Genomic DNA, 21112 nt, shown 5'->3' with positions numbered 1-21112 from the left:
GGGTGCCGGATCTGCGCTACTCACCTGGGCGGGTGATCCGCACGCGGGCCTGATCGGAGCGACCATTGCGATCAACCACCACCAGTGTTGAAAATCCGCGCTCCATCCCCGGCAGATCAATGCTGCGGCGGCGGGCGCCGGTCACCACCGGCTTTTGATTGGCCAGCACCAGAAACGGCGCCTCGCCGCCTTTGATCCGCAGCGTGACCTGTCCATCCTCTGCCAGCATCAGCGCCGCACCGTCCGGTGGAAACGCCAGCTGCACCGCGTCAGCGGGCTGGCCACCCGCCCGACCGCCGTCAAAGCGCTGCAAGGGCAGCGGCAGCTCCGAAGTGGCCACCCGCAACGCCGAGCGAGGCGCCGGAGGGAGCGGTGCAAAACCGGTCCCGAGCCGCCCGAAGGCCTCAAACAACAGTGGGGCCGCCAGCTCCGCGCCAAAGGCGCCCGGCACCGGCGTGCCATCGGCCCGGCCAAGCCAGACGCCAACCACATGGCGACCATCCCAGCCAATCGCCCAGGTATCGCGGTGCCCGTAGGACGTCCCTGTCTTATAGGCCAGCACGCCAGCAGGCGCACCTGCTGGCGGCGGCACATCGCGCAGAACATCGGTGAGATGCCAGGCTGAGACCTCGCTCAACAGGCGTGGCATCCGTTCAAACGACGCCTCCATACGCACCCGCAACCGAGGCCCCTGCCCGCCCGCCGCCAGCCCGGCATAGACCTGCATCAGATCATGCAGCGACAGGCCCACCCCGCCCAGCGCCACCGCCAGTCCCGGCTTGCCGCCGGGCAGTTGCGGTCGCGCGCCTCCGCGCCGCAGGGCTGACATCAACCGCGCCGGACCCAGCGCCTGCATCACGCGTATTACCGGCGTATTCAGCGATAATTGCAGCGCACGCCGCATCCGCAGGTCGCCGCGATAACCTCCGTCAAAATTCTGTGGCGCATACCCGTCGATATCAATAGGCCCGTCGTGGATCATGGTTTCCGGGTGCGCCAGCCCCTGATCAAAGGCAAGACCATAGACCAGCGGTTTCAGCGTGGACCCCGGCGAACGCGCCGCGCGCGTCATATCCACAAACCCCTGTCGCAGATCATCCTGATATCCGGCTGAGCCGACCGAGGCGAGGATCTCGCCGCTCTGGTGATCGGCCACCAGCACCGCCGCCGACAGCCGGGCGTCCTGCCGCGCGACGGTCTGCGCCACCAGCCGCGCCAGCCGGTGCTGTAATCCGGCCTCCACCGTCAGATCAATCCGCGCAAGCTCCGGCGTCTCGGCTATCACGCGATCCGCCAGATGCGCGGCCATCTGCGGGAAGGGGCGCATTTGCCGGGGGATCCGCGCCCGCTGCGCAGCCTCGGCCGCCTCCACCGGCAAGACGCCTGCGGCTGCCATCCGCGCCAATACCCGGTTGCGGGCCATCTCTGCAGGTTTCGGAGCGCGATCCGGGCGGCGCGCCTCCGGTGCCTGCGGCAAGGCGACCAGCAGCGCCGCCTCCGCCGGAGACAACCGCGACGGCTCCTTGCCGAACCAGGCATAGCTCGCCGCCCGCACGCCTTCCAGATTGCCACCAAAGGGCGCGTGAACCAGATACAACTCAAGGATCTGCGCCTTGGTCAGGCGCCGCTCCAGCGCCAGCGCCAGCCGAATCTGGCGCAGTTTTCCTGCCCAGCGCCCGGTGCTGCCATCCTCCAGCAGCCGCGCCACCTGCATCGTCAGTGTCGAGCCACCCGAGACCACACGCCGCTGCCACACCGCCTGCGCCGCCGCCCGCAGCAGAGCAAGCGCATCAACGCCGCCATGGTCGTAGAACCGCTTGTCCTCATAGCGCAGCAGCATCGCGCGATAGCCCGCGTCGACCTGATCCGGCCGCACCGCCATCCGCCAGATCCCATCGGCAACCGGATAGGCCCGCAGCAACTGGCTGTTTCGGTCGCGCACCTCGGTGGCTGTCTCCGCCAGTGTTGCGGGCATCGGCGTTCGGGCGATCCAGGTCTCGACCCCCAATCCCAGCGCAGCAATGGTCACGCATAGGGCAGCCGCCCCTCCCAGCAGCCGCCAGGAGGAGCGCGCCCGTAGCCGCATCTTTGGCGCGCGGATCACCGGACCTGCACGCGCCCGGTGGCGGTGCGGGCCCGGCTGGCGGGCCGGTACATATCCTCAACCGACGCCGCCGGGTGGTGGAACAGTCCGGGCGTCACCGCCCGCGCCACATAGGCCAGCGTCACCGGCGCCCCGGCCTCGTCGCCGCGGCCCCTCCGCAGATCGACAGCCGCCAGAAACCGGTCCGCACGGAATTCTGCATGTCGCGCGTCGCTCAGCGTCAGCCAGTCTAGCCCGCTCAGATCACCGGATCGCAGCAGGCTGGGATTATCAATCTCCAGCCCCGCAGGCAGCGGATCATTGATCATCAACCGCGCGCCACCCGGCTCAAACGCGACCACCCGCAGCACGGTGACAAAGCGGTCGCCAACCGTGAACTGATCCGGAGCCAGCGCCTCGCCCTCCAGTGTGTAATAGCTCCGCTCGATGCTGTAGCCAGTTCCCCCTGCCGGCGCTGCCACCAGCGGAACGCCAAGGGTGGTGAGGGTGATATCGACCTCCTTGCCCGAGGCGGCCGTCAGCGCCAGCGGATCGCGATCCTGATCCCCATCCAAGACCTCAACAAATGGCCCGTCCGTCGCCTGCCCATTGACCAGCAGACCGGAGCCACCACCGCCCTCGATCAGCGCATGAGCCGCCATCAGCGTCCAGGCGCTTTCCTGCGTGGACAGCAGCCGGCCATCGGCTGTCAGGCCCGCGCTCAGACGACGGCTGTCCACCGCCTGCGAACCGGCCTCGCTGGCCAAGGCCAGAACACCGGCCTGATCGCGGCGCTGGCTGCCATAGTCGGCGCGCCACAGGGTCGGATCGGGATCATCCCCCTGCAACATAGAGGCCGCCCGGGCAAACATCTGATCGGCCCGGCGCTGATCGCCATAGGCCGCCAGCGCCGCCCCGATCTGGGCAACGGCCAGGGGTGTGGCGAAATCCGCAGCCTTAACGTCGGCGTAATAGCGCAGATCGCCCATCGCCGCCTCCCCCTCGCGCGCCAGCACCAGCAGCGCATAGGCGATGTCCTCACCTCCATTCTCGAAATCGGGGGCATAATTCACCCGGTTGCGCAGGTTGTCCAAGGCCTGCCGGAACCGGGTGTCAGCGACCTGATAGCCCTGCACACGCGCGCGGCTCAGAAAATCGCTGGCATAAGCATCCAGCCAGAAATCACCGCTTTCGGCGCGCCACAGACCAAAACCGCCATTGCTGGCCTGCCGCGACAGCACCTGCTGAATGGCGCTGTCAATCCGGGCGTCAACCTGCGGCCCGTCACCCAACCCGGCAGCCCGTGCCACCGACGACAGATACAGCAACGGCAGCGCCCGGGATGTGATCTGCTCGGTACAGCCATAGGGGTAGAGGTCGAGGCCCGTCAGCAGACCCGGCACGTCGAACCGCGCCAGCGGCCCCGCAGACATCACTGCCCGCGCGCCGCCCGGTCGCAGCCCGGTAAAGACGTCAGATGAGAACAGAAAACTATCCCCCGCCGCCAGCCTGAACCGTCTGGTTGTGGCAACCATCGGATCATTGGCCCGCACCGGCAGGCGCAGCGTCTGGATCAGCGTTTCGCCCTCTGGTGTCGTCACGGCGAGCTCAATCTCCGGATCTCCGACAGCCAGCGCTTCGACCGGCAGCATCAGGGTGGTATCTGCGCCATCGGCCAGCTCCAGGACTTGCGGCAATGTCCCGATCTCAAGCCCGCCGCCAAGGACCCGCGCCGCAAGGCTCAGTTGGCCTGCGGGCCCATCTGCATGAGTGAGCTCCACAAGAACCCGGCTGCTGTCTCCGGGCGCCAGAAAACGCGGGGCATTGGCGCTCACCACGATCGGATCGCGCACCACCATGTCCCGCTCCGCCTGTCCAACCGCATCTTGCGACCAGGCGACAGCCATCACCCGCACCGTGCCGTTAAACGCTGGCAGCGCGATCGGCACCTCGGCCGTTCCATCGGCCTTGACCTTCACCGGACCGGAAAACACCGCCATCAGATCCTGCGTCGGTGGCGGCGACTGCAGTCGCATCCCCGCCCCAGCATCGCCGCCGGAGCGCACCCGGCCCAAGGCGCCGTTGCCACTCTCGATCAGGCGACCGTAAAGATCCCGCAGCTCCATCCCGAGCCGCCGCTGGCCATAGTAATGCGCTAGGGGGTCCGGGCTCTGAAACCCGGTGAGGTTCAAAATCCCAAGATCAACCGCCGCCAGCGTCAGCCAGACCTCTTCACCGGGAGCGGCCCCCGCGACCTCGACGCGGGCCAGCTGTGTCCGGCGGGGTCGGGCCACCTCCGGCAGGTCCAAGGTTACTTCCAGCGCCTGGCCAGGGCGAATGACGCGAGCATGGGCAAGCCCCAATGCGCGGGTCGGGGTCTGATCCGCCTTGCCAGCAAGCGGCTGCACCACCATCGCCGAGACATATGCCCCGCTGCCCCAGTCGGCACCAACTGCCAGTGGAATCACCGTCTCCCCGGCGGGAACCTCGACCATCTGGCGGCTGATCAACCGGTTCGACATCACCGAAACCAGAGCCGTGCCAGCCGCGCGGGTGACCAGCCGCAACCGCGCTGTATCGCCGGGCTGATAACTGTCGCGATCAAGAAAGACGTCCAGCTGGTCGGGCGTATCCGCCCCCTCGTCAGGCACATACCACCCTGCATAGAAATCGGTCGAAGCCGCCACATAGGGCGTGCCCCGATGTTCGATCACCAGCTCATACCGGCCCCAGTCCACCGGCTGCTCCAGCACCAGAGGCGTCGCCGCGCTCAGGGTTGCCTCACCCGTCGCGATCCGGCTGCGCCGGGTGGTCGGCTCCCAGTTCCAGTTGCCGTAGAGCTGATACCACTGGTAGCGGGTTTCCACCCGGTTCAAACTCCATGTGACCGGCATATCCCGCGTGCTACCGTCCGGGGCCAGCGCAATCACCGAAAACCGCGCTGCATCGCCCTCTGCGACGACCTCTTCAAAAAGCGGCTTGATACCAATCACCGGCCCGTCAGGCTGCATGGGCACAGTCATCTGCCGTTCGACGGGTCGCGCGCCCCCATCGGCCAGCCGGGTGGTCACCTCCGCAATCAGAGGCTGACCCGGCGCGTCAATCTCCGGCAGTGTCACGGTAACCACGCCCAGACCCGAGGCATCGGTGCTCATCCCGCCGAAATAGCGGCTCTGCGGCGCGACGACCTCGTCATGGCGACCAAAGCGATAGCCCGTCCAACCGCTCACCTGTTCCGCCGGACGCAGGGTCACCTCGCCCTCGATAGTCAGGTCGCGGCCCGGGGCACCAAACAGATACCGCGCTTCGATCCGCAATGGGGCGCTTGTGCCCGGACGCAGACCTTGGTCGGCTCCTGCCGCCAGCTCTTGCGTGAAATCAATGCGTTCAGGCAGAAAATCCTCGACCAGAATTTGCCTGCTGGCCAGCGCCGGGGCTTCGGGGTCCGACAGGATCGACAACCGCCAGGTTCCGCGCGGTGCCGTATCGCCAATCGGCAGGCGGAACACATGGCCGCCCAGCACCCCCTGATCGGAAACCACCCGGGCGTATTCGACCCCGTCCGGGCGGTTCAGAACCGCGATCAAGGGCACGCCCGGAAGCGCCTCGGCCCTCGGATCACGGGCAAGGGCGGTCGCATGAATCACCTCACCCGCACGATAAGCCCCCCGATCAGTGGTCAGGAACACGTCAATCGGACCCGGCGCCAAACGCCCCTCCACCCCCCGGTCCGACAGATCAAAGGCGGCGTCCCGCAATGAGAGAAAGGCAAAATCGACCTCCGCCGCGTCCTCCTCGCCGGTCAGCGCCATGATGACAGCCGGAGCCGATGCCCCCTCTCCACGGGTCAACCCCGCGTCGAAACGGGCATAGCCGTCAGCGTCGCTGACTGCCGTCCCCAGCACCGCGTTGGCATTGGAGACCAGCTGCAAACGAACGCCCGCGCGCGGCGCGGCATCTGCCAGTCCCTGTACCTGCACATGCAGCCCATCACTGCCCAGCATGGTGCTCAAACCCAGATCCGTCAGCACGAACCATTGGGTTGCCGCAGGCGCCTCATAGGGATCGGCCCCCGGAACCTGCGCGCTCAGCGCATAAAGACCTACCGGCTGATCCGCCAGCGCCTCATCAAGCGGCAGCCGTGTGGTCACCGATTGGTTCAGATCCTGCTGGACCTCCGCGGTGCCGGTCCAGATTTCCTCGGCAATATCGCTGGCGAAATGTTCATCCTGCCACTGCGAAAGCGGCCGGGCAAAATAATCCTCCTGTAGGGTTCGCAGCAGGTTGCGATCGCTCACACCGCGCAGGCGCAGATCGAGCGTGGTCGCGTTTACCGTCTCAACCGGCACCGCCACCTGATCCCCCTTGGGCAGCACATAGGACCGCCCGGAGAATCGCACGTTGGGGGCGCGATCCCGCACGTAGTGGGTCAGCGTTACATCCTTGGCCAATCTCTCGCCGGTTGCCGCCGGCAGCCCGCGCCGCAGCATCACCCGGTAGCGGGTGCCATGCTCCACACCGTCGATACACAGCTCGCGCGCGGTCGACTCGGCAACCAGACGCGGATCGGCCAGTTTTACAAAGTCGCTGTAGTCGATCCCGCTGCGTACCAAATCTTCAGAAAATTCGACACAAATGCGGGGCGATGCACTGTCGCTCTCAACCCGGCTCCCGGTGACACGAAATCCATATTTGGCAATTGCCTCATCCAGACGTAGCGACAGTTTCGCGCTGGTGTCACGATCTGCCGCCAGCCGCAGAACCGCCAGCGCGGCACGTCCCCGCCCCAGCTGTTCCAACGCCTCTGCGGCGGTGATCAATCCGGCCGCCTGCGCCGCCGGCTGCGAACTGCGCAGATAGGCATTGAGCGCTGCCGCAAAGGCCTCTTCATGGGCGCGGCGTTGGGCGGATCCGTTGAGTTCCTGACGCAGCAGCCTGCGGGAATAGTCAAGCCACAGATCGCCGCGATCACTCAGCACCACAGCCTCGGCAACCCACCGCAGCGCCGCTGCCGACGGTGCCCCCTGCGCCGCAGCAATCAGATCCTCAACGCTGGATCCACCCGTTGGAAAGCGCAGGCCAAGGTTTTCTGCCTGTTTGGACACCGCAGCCAGATCCGCAACCTCCAGCCCCTGCAAGGCCGCGGCGCGCTGTTTGGCCGCCTGCTTCTCTGCCGCACCGGCGAGAAGCTTATGCGCTGAAAACGCCCCGTCATAGGGCGACGGCTGATCCATCGCCGATTTTGGGAAACAGGCGTTTGATCGGCTGTTGAAGGCAAACCCGACACAATCGGTCTGTGCCGAACAAGCCCGCGCGCAACTGCGCATATCGGTGTCAAAAAGCGGCCCAAGATCGGCCCCGAAATGATCGGTGTCGCGCTGAATGACATAGCGCGTTTCCGGAAAAATTGAATCAGCGAAAACAACTAATGGTTGAACAAGCCAACCGCACAAAAGTACAACAAATGAAACAGGCACACGCACAATAGAACCCTCCAGACCTGCCAAGAGGCTGGCACGGGGTTAACGCCATAGCAAGATATCGCAACGTAACAGATGAACTAATCTCAATTTAATCTCTGCCCGCCAAAGTAGGGCAGACAGGTCGTGTTGGTTTTATGTGGAGTTCGCAGGGATGAACCTTGCTGACAGATTGACGGAAGAACGACGCGCGCGTCTCGCGGCGGAGCGCCTGCTTGAATTGAAGCAGGCGGAACTTTCGGCAGCCAACCGCAAACTCGGGCGCCATGCGCTGGCACTGACCCGCCAGATCGGCGTCACCCAGGCCGAAGTCGCGACGGTGCGCGACGAAAACGCCAAGGTGAAATCGGACCTGTCCACCGCCAACGAAAAGGTTGAGCGCGCCGAGCGACGGCTTTGGCATTCGATCCAGGCCTTTCAGGACGGCTTTGCCTTCTTTGATGCCGACAGCAAACTGATCGGCGCCAATGGCGCCTATCTCGACCTGTTCGACGGGCTGGAGGAAGTGGCGCCTGGCGTCTCCTACGTACGGATCCTGCAGATTCTCACCGATGAGGGGCTGGTGAACACCGGAGAACAGGATCCCGATCACTGGCGCGCCCAGATGTCGGAGCGCTGGCTGTCGCCCTCCCCCGAACCTGTGGTCGTACGGATGTGGGACGACCGCTACCTGCGGCTGCTGGATCAGCGCGGCCATGGCGGCGATATGGTCAGCCTGGCGCTCGATATCACCTCCACCGTCCAATACGAGGAGGAGCTTGAGGCCGCCCGCGAGCGGGCCGAGGCCGCAAATCGTGCCAAATCCGCCTTCCTGGCCAATATGTCCCATGAGATTCGCACCCCGATGAACGGTGTTGTCGGCATGGCCGAGCTGCTCAGCGACACCAATCTGAACGAGGAACAACAGCTCTACGCCAACACGATCAAAAACTCCGGCGAGGCGCTTTTGGTCATCATCAATGACGTGCTCGACTATTCCAAGATCGAGGCGCAGAAACTGCAGCTGCACCCTGAACCCTTTGACCTGGAGCGCAGTGTGCATGAGGTGCTGATGCTGCTTCAGCCCACGGCACGGGACAAGGGTCTGACACTGCTGCTGGACTACGATCTGTTCCTGCCAACCAGCTTCGTCGGGGATCCCGGACGCATTCGCCAGGTGCTCACCAATCTTGTCGGCAACGCGGTGAAATTCACCTCAGAAGGTCATGTTGCCCTGCAAATCACCGGCATCTCCAATGCTGACGACAAGATCTGTTCGATCCATGTCACCATCGAAGACACCGGCATCGGTATCCCCGCAGAGAAGGTGCAGGACATCTTTGGCGAATTCAATCAGGTCGAGGATGAGCGCAATCGCCAGTTTGAGGGCACCGGCCTTGGCCTTGCGATCTCAAAGCGGCTGATTGAACTGATGGGCGGCGAAATCTGGGTCGAAAGCGAGGAGGGCAAGGGGTCCTGTTTCGGTTTCCGCATGGAGCTGCCACTGGCAGAGGGCGCTTCAACCAGCATCCCGACGCTGCCCAAGGGGCTGTGTCAGGTCGTGGTTATCGAGTCCCAATCGGTCATGCGCGACGTGCTCAGCAAACAGCTGGCGACGCTGGGGCTGGATGTGACGGTCTTTGACAATGGCACCACCGCAATTGCCCAGATGCCTGAGGACGTCGATCTGGTCATCTGCGATGAACAACTGCCCGATCAGGATGGGGTCGAACTGGCCCGCAAACTGCGCTCCGGCTCCTTTGCCAGTGTGCCGATCCTCATGCTCAGCAGCGACCCCACAGCAGCCAGCAACGCGGTTGTACAATCCGTGACAGACAGCGTGCTGCTGAAACCGATCCAGCGGGACGAGCTGTTCCAGCGGCTTGTCGACCTGCCCAAGCGTGGATCAGCGGCGCGTGCCGCAGATATGGTTGAGCCGGTTGCAGCCACACCGCAGGTGCTCGACACGGTGGCCACACCGCTGCCGTCAGCGCAGCCAACGGCCCCGGCGCCCTCCCCGACCGTGGCGCCGACCCTGGCGCCGGCCCCGATCGCCGCGGCGGTCGATGCCACCCCGACGCCCCGGCTGATGCGGATTCTGGCAGCAGAAGACAACCGGACCAATCAGCTTGTGTTCCGCAAAATGGTGAAAGATCTGAACATAGATCTGCAATTTGCCAGCAACGGGATTGAGGCGGTGGAGGCCTATCAGTCCTTCCAGCCTGACCTGATTTTCATGGATATCTCGATGCCGGTGATGGACGGCAAGGAGGCAACGCAGAAAATCCGCGCGCTGGAACACGGCACCGGCATCTACACGCCGGTTGTCGCCCTCACGGCCCATGCCATGGCCGGCGATTCAGACGGGATTCTCGCCGCAGGTCTGGATCACTACCTGACCAAACCCCTGCGCAAGGCGCTGATCCACGAACGTATTCACGCCTATCTGCCTGCCGAGGCGGCGCCGCTGGCGGATGACGACCTCACCCAGACCGGCGCCGCCTGATCTGCACCGGCCCCGCTCAGCCCGCGCGCAGGAACACCGGCTGATCCGGCTCCGACATCTCCGGCATGTAGCGATAGCCGCCGCTGTCAAAATCCCGCAACGCCGCAGGATCGCTTAGCCGGTTCTGAATGATGTAGCGCGCCATCGCGCCCCGCGCCCGCTTGGCGTAAAAGCTCACCACCTTGGGCGTGCCGTTCTTGTCTTCCATGAAGACAGGCGTCACGACCCGCAGCGCCAGCGCTTCGCGATCAACCGCGCCGAAATACTCCTGGCTGGCGCAGTTCACCAGCACATCGCTGCCCATGGCCTCACCTTGGGCATTCAGCGCATCAGAGATGTCCCGCCCCCAGTAGTCATAGAGATTCTTGCCCTTTGCCGTCTTCAGCCGCGATCCCATCTCCAGCCGGTAGGCCTGCATCGCATCCAGCGGCCGCAGCAGCCCGTAAAGGCCCGACAGAATGCGGAAGTGGTCCTGCGCCCAGGCCATTTCCTCCGCATCCAGAGATCCTGCCTCCAGCCCCTGATAGGTGTCACCCGCAAAGGCCAGCGCGGCCGGGCGCGTGGCATCGCTGCCCGGATCGGCGGCAAAGCTCTGAAATCTCTCGTAGTTCAGCTTTCCCAGATCCTCGCTGATATGCATCAGCTTCATCAGCTCGGCGACCGACAGATCGCGCGCCACGGATGCCAAATCCACCGCCGCGTCGTGCATGGCGGGCCATGTCATCTCAACGTCGCGTTCGCTCCAGTCCAGCTTTTTGGCCGGAGAAGTCACTACCAGCATATTCTGCCCCCATCTGTTCTGGACAAGACCTAGCCCGCGCCGCGCAAGACGTCCAGAAACGCCGCTGCAAAACGTTCCGCGCGGCGCTCGCCTAACAGCCTTGTGATGGCGATTTCAGTCTGCGGACGGACCTTCGCCAGCTTCGCCAGCTGCGCCGCAGAACAGCTCAGCGGTTTCTCGGTTCCGTCGCTGCCCCGCGCCAGCTCCGCCTGCACAGCCATCAACGCATCATAAACCGATCCGGCATCGCGCCCGGCCAGCTTGCGCCGCATCGGGTGCAGCGCCGCGCTCTCGCCGGTGATCACCGACAGGAAATCGCTGCCATACCGCTCCAGTTTCTTCGCCCCGACACCGCCGATCCGCGCCATTTTATCCAGCGTATCGGGCCGGGTTTCGGCCATCTCGATCAGCGTGCGATCCGCAAAGATAACATAAGCCGGCACTTTCTGCGCCTCGGCCAGCGCGCGCCGCTTGGCTTTCAGTGCCGACAACAGCGGCGCGTCCTCATCCGACACCAGCGCCTTTACCGCAGGGCTGCGCTTGGCAGAGCTGATGGTGTCGCGGCGCAGCGCAATGTCCTGTTCACCGCGCAGAACCGGCAGCGCCGCCTCGGTCATCCGCAGCGCGCCATGGCGTTCGGGATCGGGGCGCACCAGATCATGCCCCATCATCTGCCGGAACACCGCCTGCCACTGTCGCTTGCCATATTCCTTGCCACAGCCAAAGACCGACAGATCGTCATGCCGCTTGTCACGCACCCGGTCGGTCGCATTGCCCACCAGAATGTCGATCAGATGTCCCGATCCATAGGTCTCGTTCGTTCGCAGGATCGCCGACAGCGCCTTGCGCACCGCCGTGGTGCCGTCGAACACATCCACCGGCTGGTCGCAGAGATCACAGTTGCCGCAGGGCTCAGCCGCCTCGCCGAAATAGGCCAGCAGGGTCTGGCGGCGGCATTTCAGCGCTTCGGCCAGTCCGAGCAGCGCATTCAGCCGGGCATGGTCTGCACTGCGGCGGTCCGGCGGCGCCAGACCCTCGTCGATCTGACTGCGACGCAATCGAATATCTTCCGGCCCGAACAGCGTCAGCGTCTCGGCAGGCGCGCCGTCGCGGCCACCGCGTCCGATTTCCTGATAATAGGCCTCGATGGATTTGGGCAGATCCGCATGGGCGACCCAGCGAATATCGGGCTTGTCGATACCCATGCCGAAGGCCACCGTGGCCACAACGATCAGACCGTCCTCGCGGGCAAAGCGCGTCTCCACCCCGCGCCGGTCCTCGGCGTCCATGCCACCGTGATAATAACAGGCGGCGTGGCCCGCCTCGCGCAGCCCCGCCGCCAGCGCTTCGGTCTTGGCACGTGTCCCACAATAGACGATGCCGGATTGACCTTTTCGGGCGGCCGCAAACTCGAGTATCTGACGGCGCGGGCTGTCTTTGGTGGCAAAGGCGAGATGGATATTGGGCCGGTCAAAGCCGCGCAGGAAACTGCGCGGTGCGACACCATCAAACAGCTTCTCGACAATCTCTTCGCGGGTTTCCTGATCTGCGGTCGCGGTAAAGGCCGCCAGCGGCACGTCCAGCGCCCGCCGCAATTCACCAATCCGCAGGTAATCGGGGCGGAAATCATGGCCCCACTGGCTGACGCAATGCGCCTCATCCACCGCGATGAGGCTGACACCGATCCGCCGCAGCATCCCCATCGCCGCCCCGGAGGCCAGCCGTTCCGGTGCCATATAAAGAAGCTTCAGCCGCCCCTCCTCGATGGACTGCCAGACCGCCTCGGTTTCTTCGTCGGTATTGCCCGAGGTGAGCGCCCCGGCGGTCACGCCAACCTCCTGCAACGCCCGCACCTGATCGCGCATCAATGCAATCAGCGGCGAGATCACCACCGTGACCCCCTCACGCAGCAGAGCAGGCAGTTGAAAGCATAGGGATTTGCCGCCGCCGGTTGGCATGATCGCCAGCACATTTTCACCGGCGGTCACGGCGTCGACGATCTCCTCCTGCCCCGGGCGAAACCCGTCAAAGCCAAAGATTTCCCGCAACAGCGGCGTCGCGCCAGTAGCACAGGCAGCGGTGACGGATGTGCCAGTGGAGGTCGCCCCGGTCGGAGCGGTCATTTCCGGCTGCAATGCGGACATGGGGGCTGGGGGCCTCGTTTTGTGTTCTGCTCGTCTTGGCAGCTACAATCCCACAACGGGATTCGACCCACAAGGGTGCGCACCCCCGACCGTCAGACAAGTGGCACCGAAAAGACCGCCGCAGGCCGATGCCTGGGCGGTCCATCCGCATCAATCGCCGCGCCGCGATCAGAGCGATCGCCGCGCCTCGGCCCATTGGGTCAATAGAACATGGCGATATTGTTGGTCAGAATAATCCGCAGCGCATAAACGGCGATCAGCACCACCAGCGGCGCCAGATCAAGGCCCTGCATATTGGGCAAAATGCGGCGCACTGGCGCATAAAGCGGCTCTAACAAGCGGTTCAGACCATACCAGACCTGCGCCACAAATTGCTGATTGAGGTTCAGAACCTGAAAATTGATCAGCCAGCTCATGATCACATGGGCGATGATGAAGAACCAGACGATGTCCAGGATCAGCATCAGAATTTGAAACAGCGACAGCATCTCTTTGATTTCCCTTTTTGGAGCCTGTCCACAGGTAAGCGCGCCCGCGCAAAATCGCAAGACTGCCGCGAGGTTGCGGTTGACGCGCTGTAAACAGATGGCAACACGGGCACATCACACAGGAGAGCGCGCCCATGTTTCCCATCGTCCGCCTGATCAAGGATCTGCTGGTTGCCCGCCGGATGCCGCCGCTGGATCTGACCGACACCCATGTTTCCCGCCACATCTGCTGGCCCTGGGATCTGGATATCTGGATGGAGCTCAACAACGGCCGTGCGATGACGCTCTATGATCTGGGCCGTACCATGCTGGCCCAGCGTGTCGGCCTGATCGGTGCCCTGCGCAGCCGTCGCTGGGGCATGACGGTTGCGGGCACCACGGTGCGGTTTCGCCGCCGCATCCGCGGCTTTGAACGGTTCGAGATGCGCAGCCGGGCAGTGGCCTGGGACGATCGCTTCATCTATCTGGAACAATCCATGTGGAAATCCAACGGCGACTGCGCCAGCCACGTGATGCTGCGCACCGCCATCACAGATGCCAAGGGGATCGTCGCACCGCAGGAGGTGCTCAAAACGATCGGTCGCACCGACAGCCTCGCCCCCGAGATGCCCGCCTGGATCAAGGCCTGGTGCGAGGCGGACGCAGGCCGCCCCTGGCCACCGATGATGGCGGATCCTGCCCCTGCGGCGCCCGAAACCCTCCAAAACGGCTAGGGTCGGCCCGCCGCAGCATCCGGCCGCACAGCATATGGCTGTACGAAGGACCAGCGCGATCTACCACAGGTCAACGCAGGACACGCTTGCCTAACCCCATACCGGCCTGTCATACCAAAAGGTAACGACAAAAGACCACGACAGGCATCGGGCAAGGGACGACGAGGCATGACGCAGATATCCATGCGCAAGCGCATCTGGGGCTGGTGGGCCTTTGACTGGGCCAGTCAGCCCTATCACACGCTGCTGGTCACCTTTGTCTTTGCGCCCTTCTTCGCAGCCGTTGCCGCCGAGTATTACCTGACCCAGGGCCTCGCGGATGAGGCGGCAAAGGCGCAGGCGCAGACGGTTTGGTCGATGTGCCTCACCATCACCGGCCTGATGATCGGCCTTGGCGGGCCGTTTCTGGGCGCGCTTGCGGATATCTCCGGGCGCAAAATGCCCTGGATCATGATGTTTTCGCTGATGTATGTGACCGGCGCCTGGGGCCTGTGGTTCATGGACCCGGACGGATCAAACCTCTGGTGGATGCTCATCAGCTTTGGCTTCGGCTTTATCGGCGCCGAATTTGCGCTGATCTTTGTCAATGCGCAGCTGCCCTCTCTCGGCAACAAGGAAGACGTCGGCACCATCTCAGGCACCGGCTTTGCCATCGGATACCTTGGTGGGGTGATCGCGCTTTTCCTGATGCTCACATTGTTCGTCGAACAGGGGAATGGCAAAACCCTGATCGGGATTGATCCCATTCTGGGGCTGGATGCGGAGACCCGCGAAGGCACCCGCGCCGCAGGTCCGCTGACAGCGATCTGGTTTGCGCTCTTTATCATCCCCTATTTCCGCTGGGTGCGCGACGATGCCATCACCGGCGCGCGCGGGCGGTTTGGCGATGCCATCCGTTCCGTTGGTCGCGCCGTCCGCAGTCTGCGCCATCGCGCCAGCCTGACCGGCTATCTGATCTCCTCGATGCTCTACCGGGATGCGCTGAACGGGCTTTATGCCTTTGGCGGAATTTACGCGCGGCTGGTGCTGGGCTGGGAAATCACCCTGATCGGCGTCTTCGGCATCATCGCCGTGATTTCCTCGGCGCTGTTCAGCTGGCTCGGCGGGCTGGCAGATCGCCGCTTTGGCCCGAAACCGGTCATCACCACCGCAATTCTGATCCTGACAACCGTCTGTTTCCTGGTCGTCAACATGTCCCGCGACCAGTTCTTTGGCCTCTCTCTCGCCGAAGGCTCCGGCCTGCCTGACGCCGTCTTCTTTGCCTGCGGTGTGCTGATCGGTGGCTTTGGTGGTATCCTTCAGGCCGCCAGCCGCAGCCTCATGGTCCGCCACACCACGCCCGAGAACGCGACCGAGGCCTTCGGTCTTTATGGCCTTTCGGGTCGCGCCACAGCCTTTCTGGCACCGGCCCTGATCGGAATAGCCACCACGCTCACCGGCAGTGCCCGCCTCGGCATTGCACCGGTTATTCTATTGTTCATTATCGGGCTCATCGTTCTGCGCTGGGTCAATGCAGAAGGAGACCAGAGTTGAAGTTCAGTCGATACATCACCCTCACCGCCCTCCTGTTGACAGCCTGCGCCCCCGCCGGGGACAGCCGATCACCCTCCGCCAATCCGGTGGTCAGCCGCTCTGCAAACTCGGACGTACCCGCAAAGCAGCTGTTCGGTGCCAAACGCGCAGGCTCCGCGCAGAAACCCGCACCGCATGGCTCCTACGCCAAGGGCTGCGTGGCCGGGGCAGAACAGCTGCCCCAGACCGGCCCGACCTGGCAGGCGATGCGCCTGTCGCGCAACCGCAACTGGGGCCATCCCGAAACCATCGACTTTATCAAGGATCTGAGCCGCGTTGCCGCCCGCCAGAGCGGCTGGAACGGGCTCTATGTCGGCGATATCAGCCAGCCGCGCGGCGGCCCGATGCTGTCCGGGCACCGCAGTCATCAGGTGGGTCTGGACGCCGATATCTGGATGCTGCCGGCCAAGCGCCTCGACCTCTCCGTCGCCGAACGCGAGAAAATCTCCTCGATCTCCCTGCGCCGGGCCAATGGTGCCTACACCAATTCCAGCTGGTCACCCCAGCACCACGCCATCCTGCGCGCCGCCGCCAAGGATGACCGCGTGGCGCGGATCTTTGTTTTCCCCGGCGCCAAGGTCCAGATGTGCAACGACGAGAAGGGCAACCGCGACTGGCTGCGCAAGGTCCGGCCCTGGTATGGCCATCACTACCACTTCCACGTCCGGCTGAAATGCCCGGCCGGCGCGCGCGGCTGTGTCGATCAGGATCCGCCCCCGCGCGGCGATGGCTGCGATGACGCGCGCCAGTGGGTGAAGAACATCCTGAATCCGCCGCCGCCAAAACCGCGCGACCCCAATGCGCCGCCGCCCAAACCCCGGCGTGAATACACTCTTTCGGACCTGCCTCAGCAATGCGCCGCCGTTCTGCAATCAAACTGAGCCTCGGGCTGGCAGCGGCGCTGACCATCTCTCTGACGGCGCTGCTGGCCTATCGGCCCGTCGCCTCGGCCGCACAGCCGGGCGGGGCGCAGTTCATCGCGGCCTATCGCTGGACCCACCCGGCCAAATGGTTCGGGGGGTTCTCCGCCCTGTCGCTGTCGCCGGACGGGGCGCAGATGACCGTGGTCAGCGATCGGGCCACCATCGTCACCGCCCGCATTCAGCGCGGAACCGCGGAACTGCACCCCATCGAGGCCATTACCCCGACCGAGGCCCATAAGCTGCGCGCATCAGACGGCGCGATCCTGCGCGGGCGGATCGTCGACGCAGAAGGCCTCGCCATCGCGCGTGACGGCACCCTCTTCATCTCCTTTGAAGGCGTCTCGCGCGTGGCCCGGCACCGCCGGGGTGACAGTCGCGCCGAGGTGCTGCCCCGCCCAAAGGCCTTTCGCCGCCTGCCCCTGAACAAGGCGCTGGAGGCCCTCGCCATCGACGGCAAGGGCCATCTCTACACGCTGCCGGAACGCGCCCTGACCGAGGCGGGAGATATCCCCGTCTGGCGGTGGAATGGCAGCCGATGGGACCGTCCCTTTGATCTGCCGAGCCGGGGAAAATTCCTCCCTGTGGGCGCCGATTTCGGCCCTGACGGCCGCTTCTACCTCCTGGAACGCGACTTTGGCTTCATCGGATTTCGCAGCCGCCTGCGGCGCTGGGACATCACCGCCGATGGCATCAGCGGCGAGGTCACATTGCTGCAAACCGGTCTCGGTCTGCACGACAATCTGGAGGGCGTCTCGATCTGGCGCGACAGCAGCGGCGCGCTGCGCGCCACTATGGTCTCCGACGACAACTTCAAATCGCTGCAACGCACCGAACTGGTGGAATACCGGCTGCCCGATTAGGCCACCACCGGTGCGACAGCAGGCAATACCTGACAAATCTCTTGCCCAAACAGGGGCTTTTCCGCTATTGGGCCTGATCTTTCGCATCGGCGAAACAAGTCTCCGCGACCTTGTCTAAAAAACGGACTGCAAAATGACACGCTCTTACCTTCCTGGCATTCTTGCCATGGCCGCTGTTGTTGTGGCCTCCAACATCCTGGTGCAATTCCTGTTCGGCCAATGGCTGACCTGGGGCGCCTTCACCTATCCCATCGCCTTCCTCGTGACCGATGTGACCAACCGCGTCTATGGCACCGGACCCGCTCGCAAGGTGGTGCTGGCCGGTTTTGTCGTTGGCGTCATCTGCTCGCTGATCGGCACCCAGATCATGGGCGAATTCGGCCCCCTCGTGACCCTGCGCATCGCCATCGCCTCCGGCCTTGCCTTCCTCACAGCACAGCTGCTGGACGTCTCGATCTTTGCCGCCCTGCGCAATGGCGCCTGGTGGCGGGCACCGCTGGCCTCGACCTTGATCGGCGCCACGGTCGACACCGCGCTGTTCTTCAGCATCGCCTTTTCCGGCGCTCTGGTCTGGCTGGAACCCGGCAATGATGTCAGCTGGGCCGGTGAAATGCTGCCGATCCTCGGCACTGGCCCCGTCGCCCCGCTCTGGGTCTCGCTTGCTGTTGCCGACTGGGGCGTGAAAGTGGCACTGGCGCTGCTGGCGCTCGTCCCCTTCCGCCTGATCGTGGCACGTCTTACACGGTCGCAGGCCAGCGTTAACTGACAGCCGTCTTTTTATTTGGAGATCTTCCGGTTCCGTGCCACCATCCAAGACAGCGGAAACAGAGAGAAAAGGAGGTGATCCAGTGTCAAGAAAGGTATTGGAGCAAGGCGTAGCAACAACCGGAGCGGCGGCCCTCTGAGGCAGCCCTCTCTGGCAGTCGCCATCCGGCTGGGTTTCAGACCCTAACCTGCCTTTGCTCTTACAGACTTTCGGAAAGGACCGCCTCCGTCGGGGCGGCCCTTTTTGCGTCACGCGATGCCCTCCGGTGACCTCCCAGCCACGGCTTTCGCTTGGACCTTGGCGATACGGCGGATTATGGTTCGCCCATGTTGCACATTACCGAAACCATCGCCCTGCAGGACTGGGAACTGACCGAAAGCTTTATGCGCGCCTCCGGTCCCGGCGGACAGAACGTGAACAAGGTCTCCTCCGCCGTCGAACTGCGGTTCGAGGCCGCACGCTCCCCGGCGCTCAGCCCGGCGGTGAAATCGCGCCTGAAACGGCTGGCCGGCCGCCGCTGGACCAAGGATGGCGCGATCATCCTGCAATGCGACGAAACCCGCTCGCAGCAGCGCAACCGTGATCTGGTGCGCGAACGCCTGGCCGAACTGATCCGCCAGGCCCTGATTGTCCCCAAACGCCGCATTGCCACCAAACCCACCCGCGGCTCGGTACGCCGCCGTCTGGAGGCCAAACGCCAGCGCGGCGACATCAAGGCGACGCGCGGTAAGATCGATCCGGACTGAGACAGGCGATTGCGCTGATCCCCGGTCTCCGCCAAGCTGCCGCCGAGTCAATTCGGGGAGAGAGCATATGCGGCTGGCAGGGAAATGCGCCATTGTAACCGGCGGGGCGTCAGGCTTTGGCGTCGGCATCGTCACCAAATTCCTGCGGGAGGGCGCGCGGGTGATGATTGCCGATATCAACGCCGACGCCGCCGCACAGGCCGCAGAACAGGCCCGCAACAGCCATGGCACAGATCGGGCATTTGCCCAGACCGTCGATGTCTCCGACCGCGCCTCGGTCGATCAGATGGCGGCCACGGCGCTGGATCAATTCGGACAGGTCGATATTCTGGTCAACAACGCTGGTGTCAGCCACCTGCCGACGCCGCTTGAAAACGTCAGCGAAGAGGATTTCGACCGCGTCTTTACCGTCAATATGAAATCCGTCTACCTGACCGCCCGCGCATTGGTGCCGCATATGAAGGCGCGCCACTCCGGCGCCATCCTGAATGTCGCCTCCACCGCCGGCATCTCACCCCGTCCCAATCTCAACTGGTACAACGCCTCCAAGGGCTGGATGATCACCGCAACCCGCACCATGGCGGTTGAGCTTGCCGCCGCCGGGGTGCGGGTCAATGCGATCAACCCGGTCGCGGGCGAAACCCCGCTGCTGAAAACCTTCATGGGAGAGGACACGCCGGAAATCCGCGCCAAATTCCTCTCCACCATTCCAATCGGCCGCTTTTCCACCCCGGAGGATATGGGCAATGCCGCCTGCTACCTCTGCTCGGATGAGGCCAGCATGGTGACCGGCGTCGCGCTGGAGGTCGACGGCGGGCGCTGTATCTGACCGCCCAAGCCCGACCAAATATCCGACCCGCCTGTCATCTTTCCAGAAATACTCCCGCCGGAGGCCGCGCGCGCCAGCGCGCCCCTGCCATAAGCTGCCCCAGATGCCCGCCCCAACAGGAGACACCCGATGAAACCCGGCCCGCGCAACCTGATCACCGATGTTCCCGGCCTCAAGGTTGGCAATGCCCAAGACCAGCGGCTGAAATCCGGCACCACCGTGCTGACCGCCGATCGGCCCTTTACGGCCGGGGTGCATGTGATGGGCGGCGCGCCGGGCACCCGCGAAACCGATCTGCTGGCACCGGACAAATCCGTCGCTCAGATTGATGCGCTGGTGCTCTCCGGCGGCTCCGCCTTCGGGCTGGATGCCTGCTCCGGCGTGGTCGCAGGGCTGCGCGCCGCCGGACGGGGCTTTGCCGTGGGGCCTGCGCGCGTGCCGATCGTGCCGGGTGCGATCCTCTTTGACCTCCTGAACGGCGGCGATAAGGACTGGTCGGAGAACCCCTATGTCGCCCTCGGTCGCGCCGCCTATGAAGCGGCTGATCACGGCTTTGCCCTTGGCACCGTCGGGGCGGGCACCGGAGCTCTTGCGGCACGCCTCAAGGGTGGGCTCGGATCAGCCTCCTTTGTCCTGCCGGACGGCACCACCGTCGGCGCGCTGGTCGCGGCCAATCCGCTCGGTTCGGTCACCACACCGGGAGACCGCCATTTCTGGGCCGCTCCTTATGAAATTGACGGCGAGTTCGGCGGTGCAGGCGTCGATCTCGCCACCGGCTTCACCACCCCCGCCCCGAGCCTCAAGATCGCCGCCATGCAGGCGCTGGCGCAGGGCACCGAACTGCCGACCGAGGGCAGCAATACCACCATTGCCATTGTCGCGACCGACGCGGCGCTGAGCAAATCACAATGCCAGCGGCTCGCCATTGCCGCCCATGATGGCATCGGACGCGCCATCGTACCGGCACATTCCCCCGGCGACGGCGATCTGGTTTTTGCGGTCAGCGCCGCAGATCCGGCAAAGACCATCAGCGACGGTGATCTGGGCGCTGATCTGGGCGCCATCGGACATGCCGCCGCCCTCTGCCTCAGTCGCGCCATCGCCCGCGCTGCCGCGCTCGCGCATGCCGAACCCGGCGATCTGCTGCCCTCTTGGCAGGATATGTGACGCCACGGCCTCCCCTTGACCTCGGCCTCCCCTTGACCTCGGCGCGATCTGACACAGGTGAACTGTCGCAGCGCC

14 protein-coding genes are annotated in these 21112 nt (G+C 64.4%); 9 read left to right on the top strand and 5 right to left on the bottom strand.

The window, feature by feature from the left end:
• Positions 1-16: 16 nt before the first annotated feature.
• Both pbpC and WLQ66_RS10930 read right to left on the bottom strand, forming a co-directional pair.
• Positions 17-2086 (bottom strand): penicillin-binding protein 1C, encoded by a 2070-nt coding sequence (gene pbpC / locus WLQ66_RS10935; RefSeq protein ID WP_374015604.1) that lies wholly within the window; start codon positions 2084-2086, stop codon positions 17-19.
• Positions 2087-2100: 14 nt separating this feature from the next.
• Positions 2101-7410, bottom strand: coding sequence for an alpha-2-macroglobulin family protein (locus WLQ66_RS10930; RefSeq protein ID WP_340546405.1), 5310 nt, complete (start codon positions 7408-7410; stop codon positions 2101-2103).
• A 307-nt stretch (positions 7411-7717) separates the two neighbouring features.
• Here WLQ66_RS10930 and WLQ66_RS10925 point away from each other — a divergent pair, with 307 nt between their 5' ends.
• Positions 7718-10048 (top strand): response regulator, encoded by a 2331-nt coding sequence (locus tag WLQ66_RS10925; RefSeq protein ID WP_340546404.1) that lies wholly within the window; start codon positions 7718-7720, stop codon positions 10046-10048.
• Positions 10049-10064: 16 nt separating this feature from the next.
• On the opposite strand, the gene yaaA is transcribed toward WLQ66_RS10925, so the two are convergent.
• The 3 genes from yaaA to WLQ66_RS10910 form a co-directional block, all read right to left on the bottom strand.
• Positions 10065-10829: a peroxide stress protein YaaA gene (yaaA, locus tag WLQ66_RS10920; protein ID WP_340546403.1), complete on the bottom strand. Its 765-nt coding sequence runs from the start codon at positions 10827-10829 to the stop codon at positions 10065-10067.
• A 29-nt stretch (positions 10830-10858) separates the two neighbouring features.
• A complete protein-coding gene (gene recQ / locus WLQ66_RS10915; protein WP_340546402.1) occupies positions 10859-12973 on the bottom strand; it encodes a DNA helicase RecQ in 2115 nt (704 codons plus the stop codon).
• 200 nt (positions 12974-13173) lie between these two features.
• The gene (locus WLQ66_RS10910; protein WP_014873231.1) at positions 13174-13461 is read right to left on the bottom strand and encodes a YggT family protein; all 288 of its coding nucleotides are present in this window, start codon (positions 13459-13461) and stop codon (positions 13174-13176) included.
• A 134-nt stretch (positions 13462-13595) separates the two neighbouring features.
• Here WLQ66_RS10910 and WLQ66_RS10905 point away from each other — a divergent pair, with 134 nt between their 5' ends.
• From WLQ66_RS10905 to WLQ66_RS10870, 8 genes are all read left to right on the top strand, one after another.
• Entirely contained in the window at positions 13596-14174 is a 579-nt protein-coding gene (locus WLQ66_RS10905) for an acyl-CoA thioesterase (RefSeq protein WP_340546401.1), read from the top strand.
• Between the two features lie 111 nt (positions 14175-14285).
• Positions 14286-15707 carry an MFS transporter gene (locus WLQ66_RS10900; RefSeq protein ID WP_340546841.1) on the top strand — a complete coding sequence of 474 codons (1422 nt, stop codon included), beginning with the start codon at positions 14286-14288 and terminating at the stop codon, positions 15705-15707.
• Positions 15704-16627 carry a penicillin-insensitive murein endopeptidase gene (gene mepA / locus WLQ66_RS10895; RefSeq protein ID WP_340546400.1) on the top strand — a complete coding sequence of 308 codons (924 nt, stop codon included), beginning with the start codon at positions 15704-15706 and terminating at the stop codon, positions 16625-16627. Before WLQ66_RS10900 ends, mepA begins: the two co-directional genes overlap by 4 nt.
• Complete coding sequence (locus tag WLQ66_RS10890; RefSeq protein ID WP_340546399.1) at positions 16600-17529, top strand: esterase-like activity of phytase family protein; 930 nt, start codon at positions 16600-16602, stop codon at positions 17527-17529. Before mepA ends, WLQ66_RS10890 begins: the two co-directional genes overlap by 28 nt.
• Before the next feature lie 133 nt (positions 17530-17662).
• Positions 17663-18295 (top strand): queuosine precursor transporter, encoded by a 633-nt coding sequence (locus WLQ66_RS10885; protein WP_340546398.1) that lies wholly within the window; start codon positions 17663-17665, stop codon positions 18293-18295.
• Positions 18296-18621: 326 nt separating this feature from the next.
• Positions 18622-19041 carry an alternative ribosome rescue aminoacyl-tRNA hydrolase ArfB gene (arfB, locus tag WLQ66_RS10880; protein ID WP_340546397.1) on the top strand — a complete coding sequence of 140 codons (420 nt, stop codon included), beginning with the start codon at positions 18622-18624 and terminating at the stop codon, positions 19039-19041.
• Between the two features lie 67 nt (positions 19042-19108).
• Positions 19109-19870: an SDR family oxidoreductase gene (locus WLQ66_RS10875; protein WP_340546396.1), complete on the top strand. Its 762-nt coding sequence runs from the start codon at positions 19109-19111 to the stop codon at positions 19868-19870.
• A gap of 129 nt (positions 19871-19999) precedes the next feature.
• Positions 20000-21037 carry a P1 family peptidase gene (locus tag WLQ66_RS10870; RefSeq protein ID WP_340546395.1) on the top strand — a complete coding sequence of 346 codons (1038 nt, stop codon included), beginning with the start codon at positions 20000-20002 and terminating at the stop codon, positions 21035-21037.
• The last annotated feature ends 75 nt before the right edge of the window (positions 21038-21112 follow it).

This window comes from Phaeobacter sp. A36a-5a, assembly GCF_037911135.1.
GTDB lineage: Bacteria > Pseudomonadota > Alphaproteobacteria > Rhodobacterales > Rhodobacteraceae > Phaeobacter > Phaeobacter bryozoorum.
This window is presented reverse-complemented; position numbering and strand designations above follow the sequence as displayed.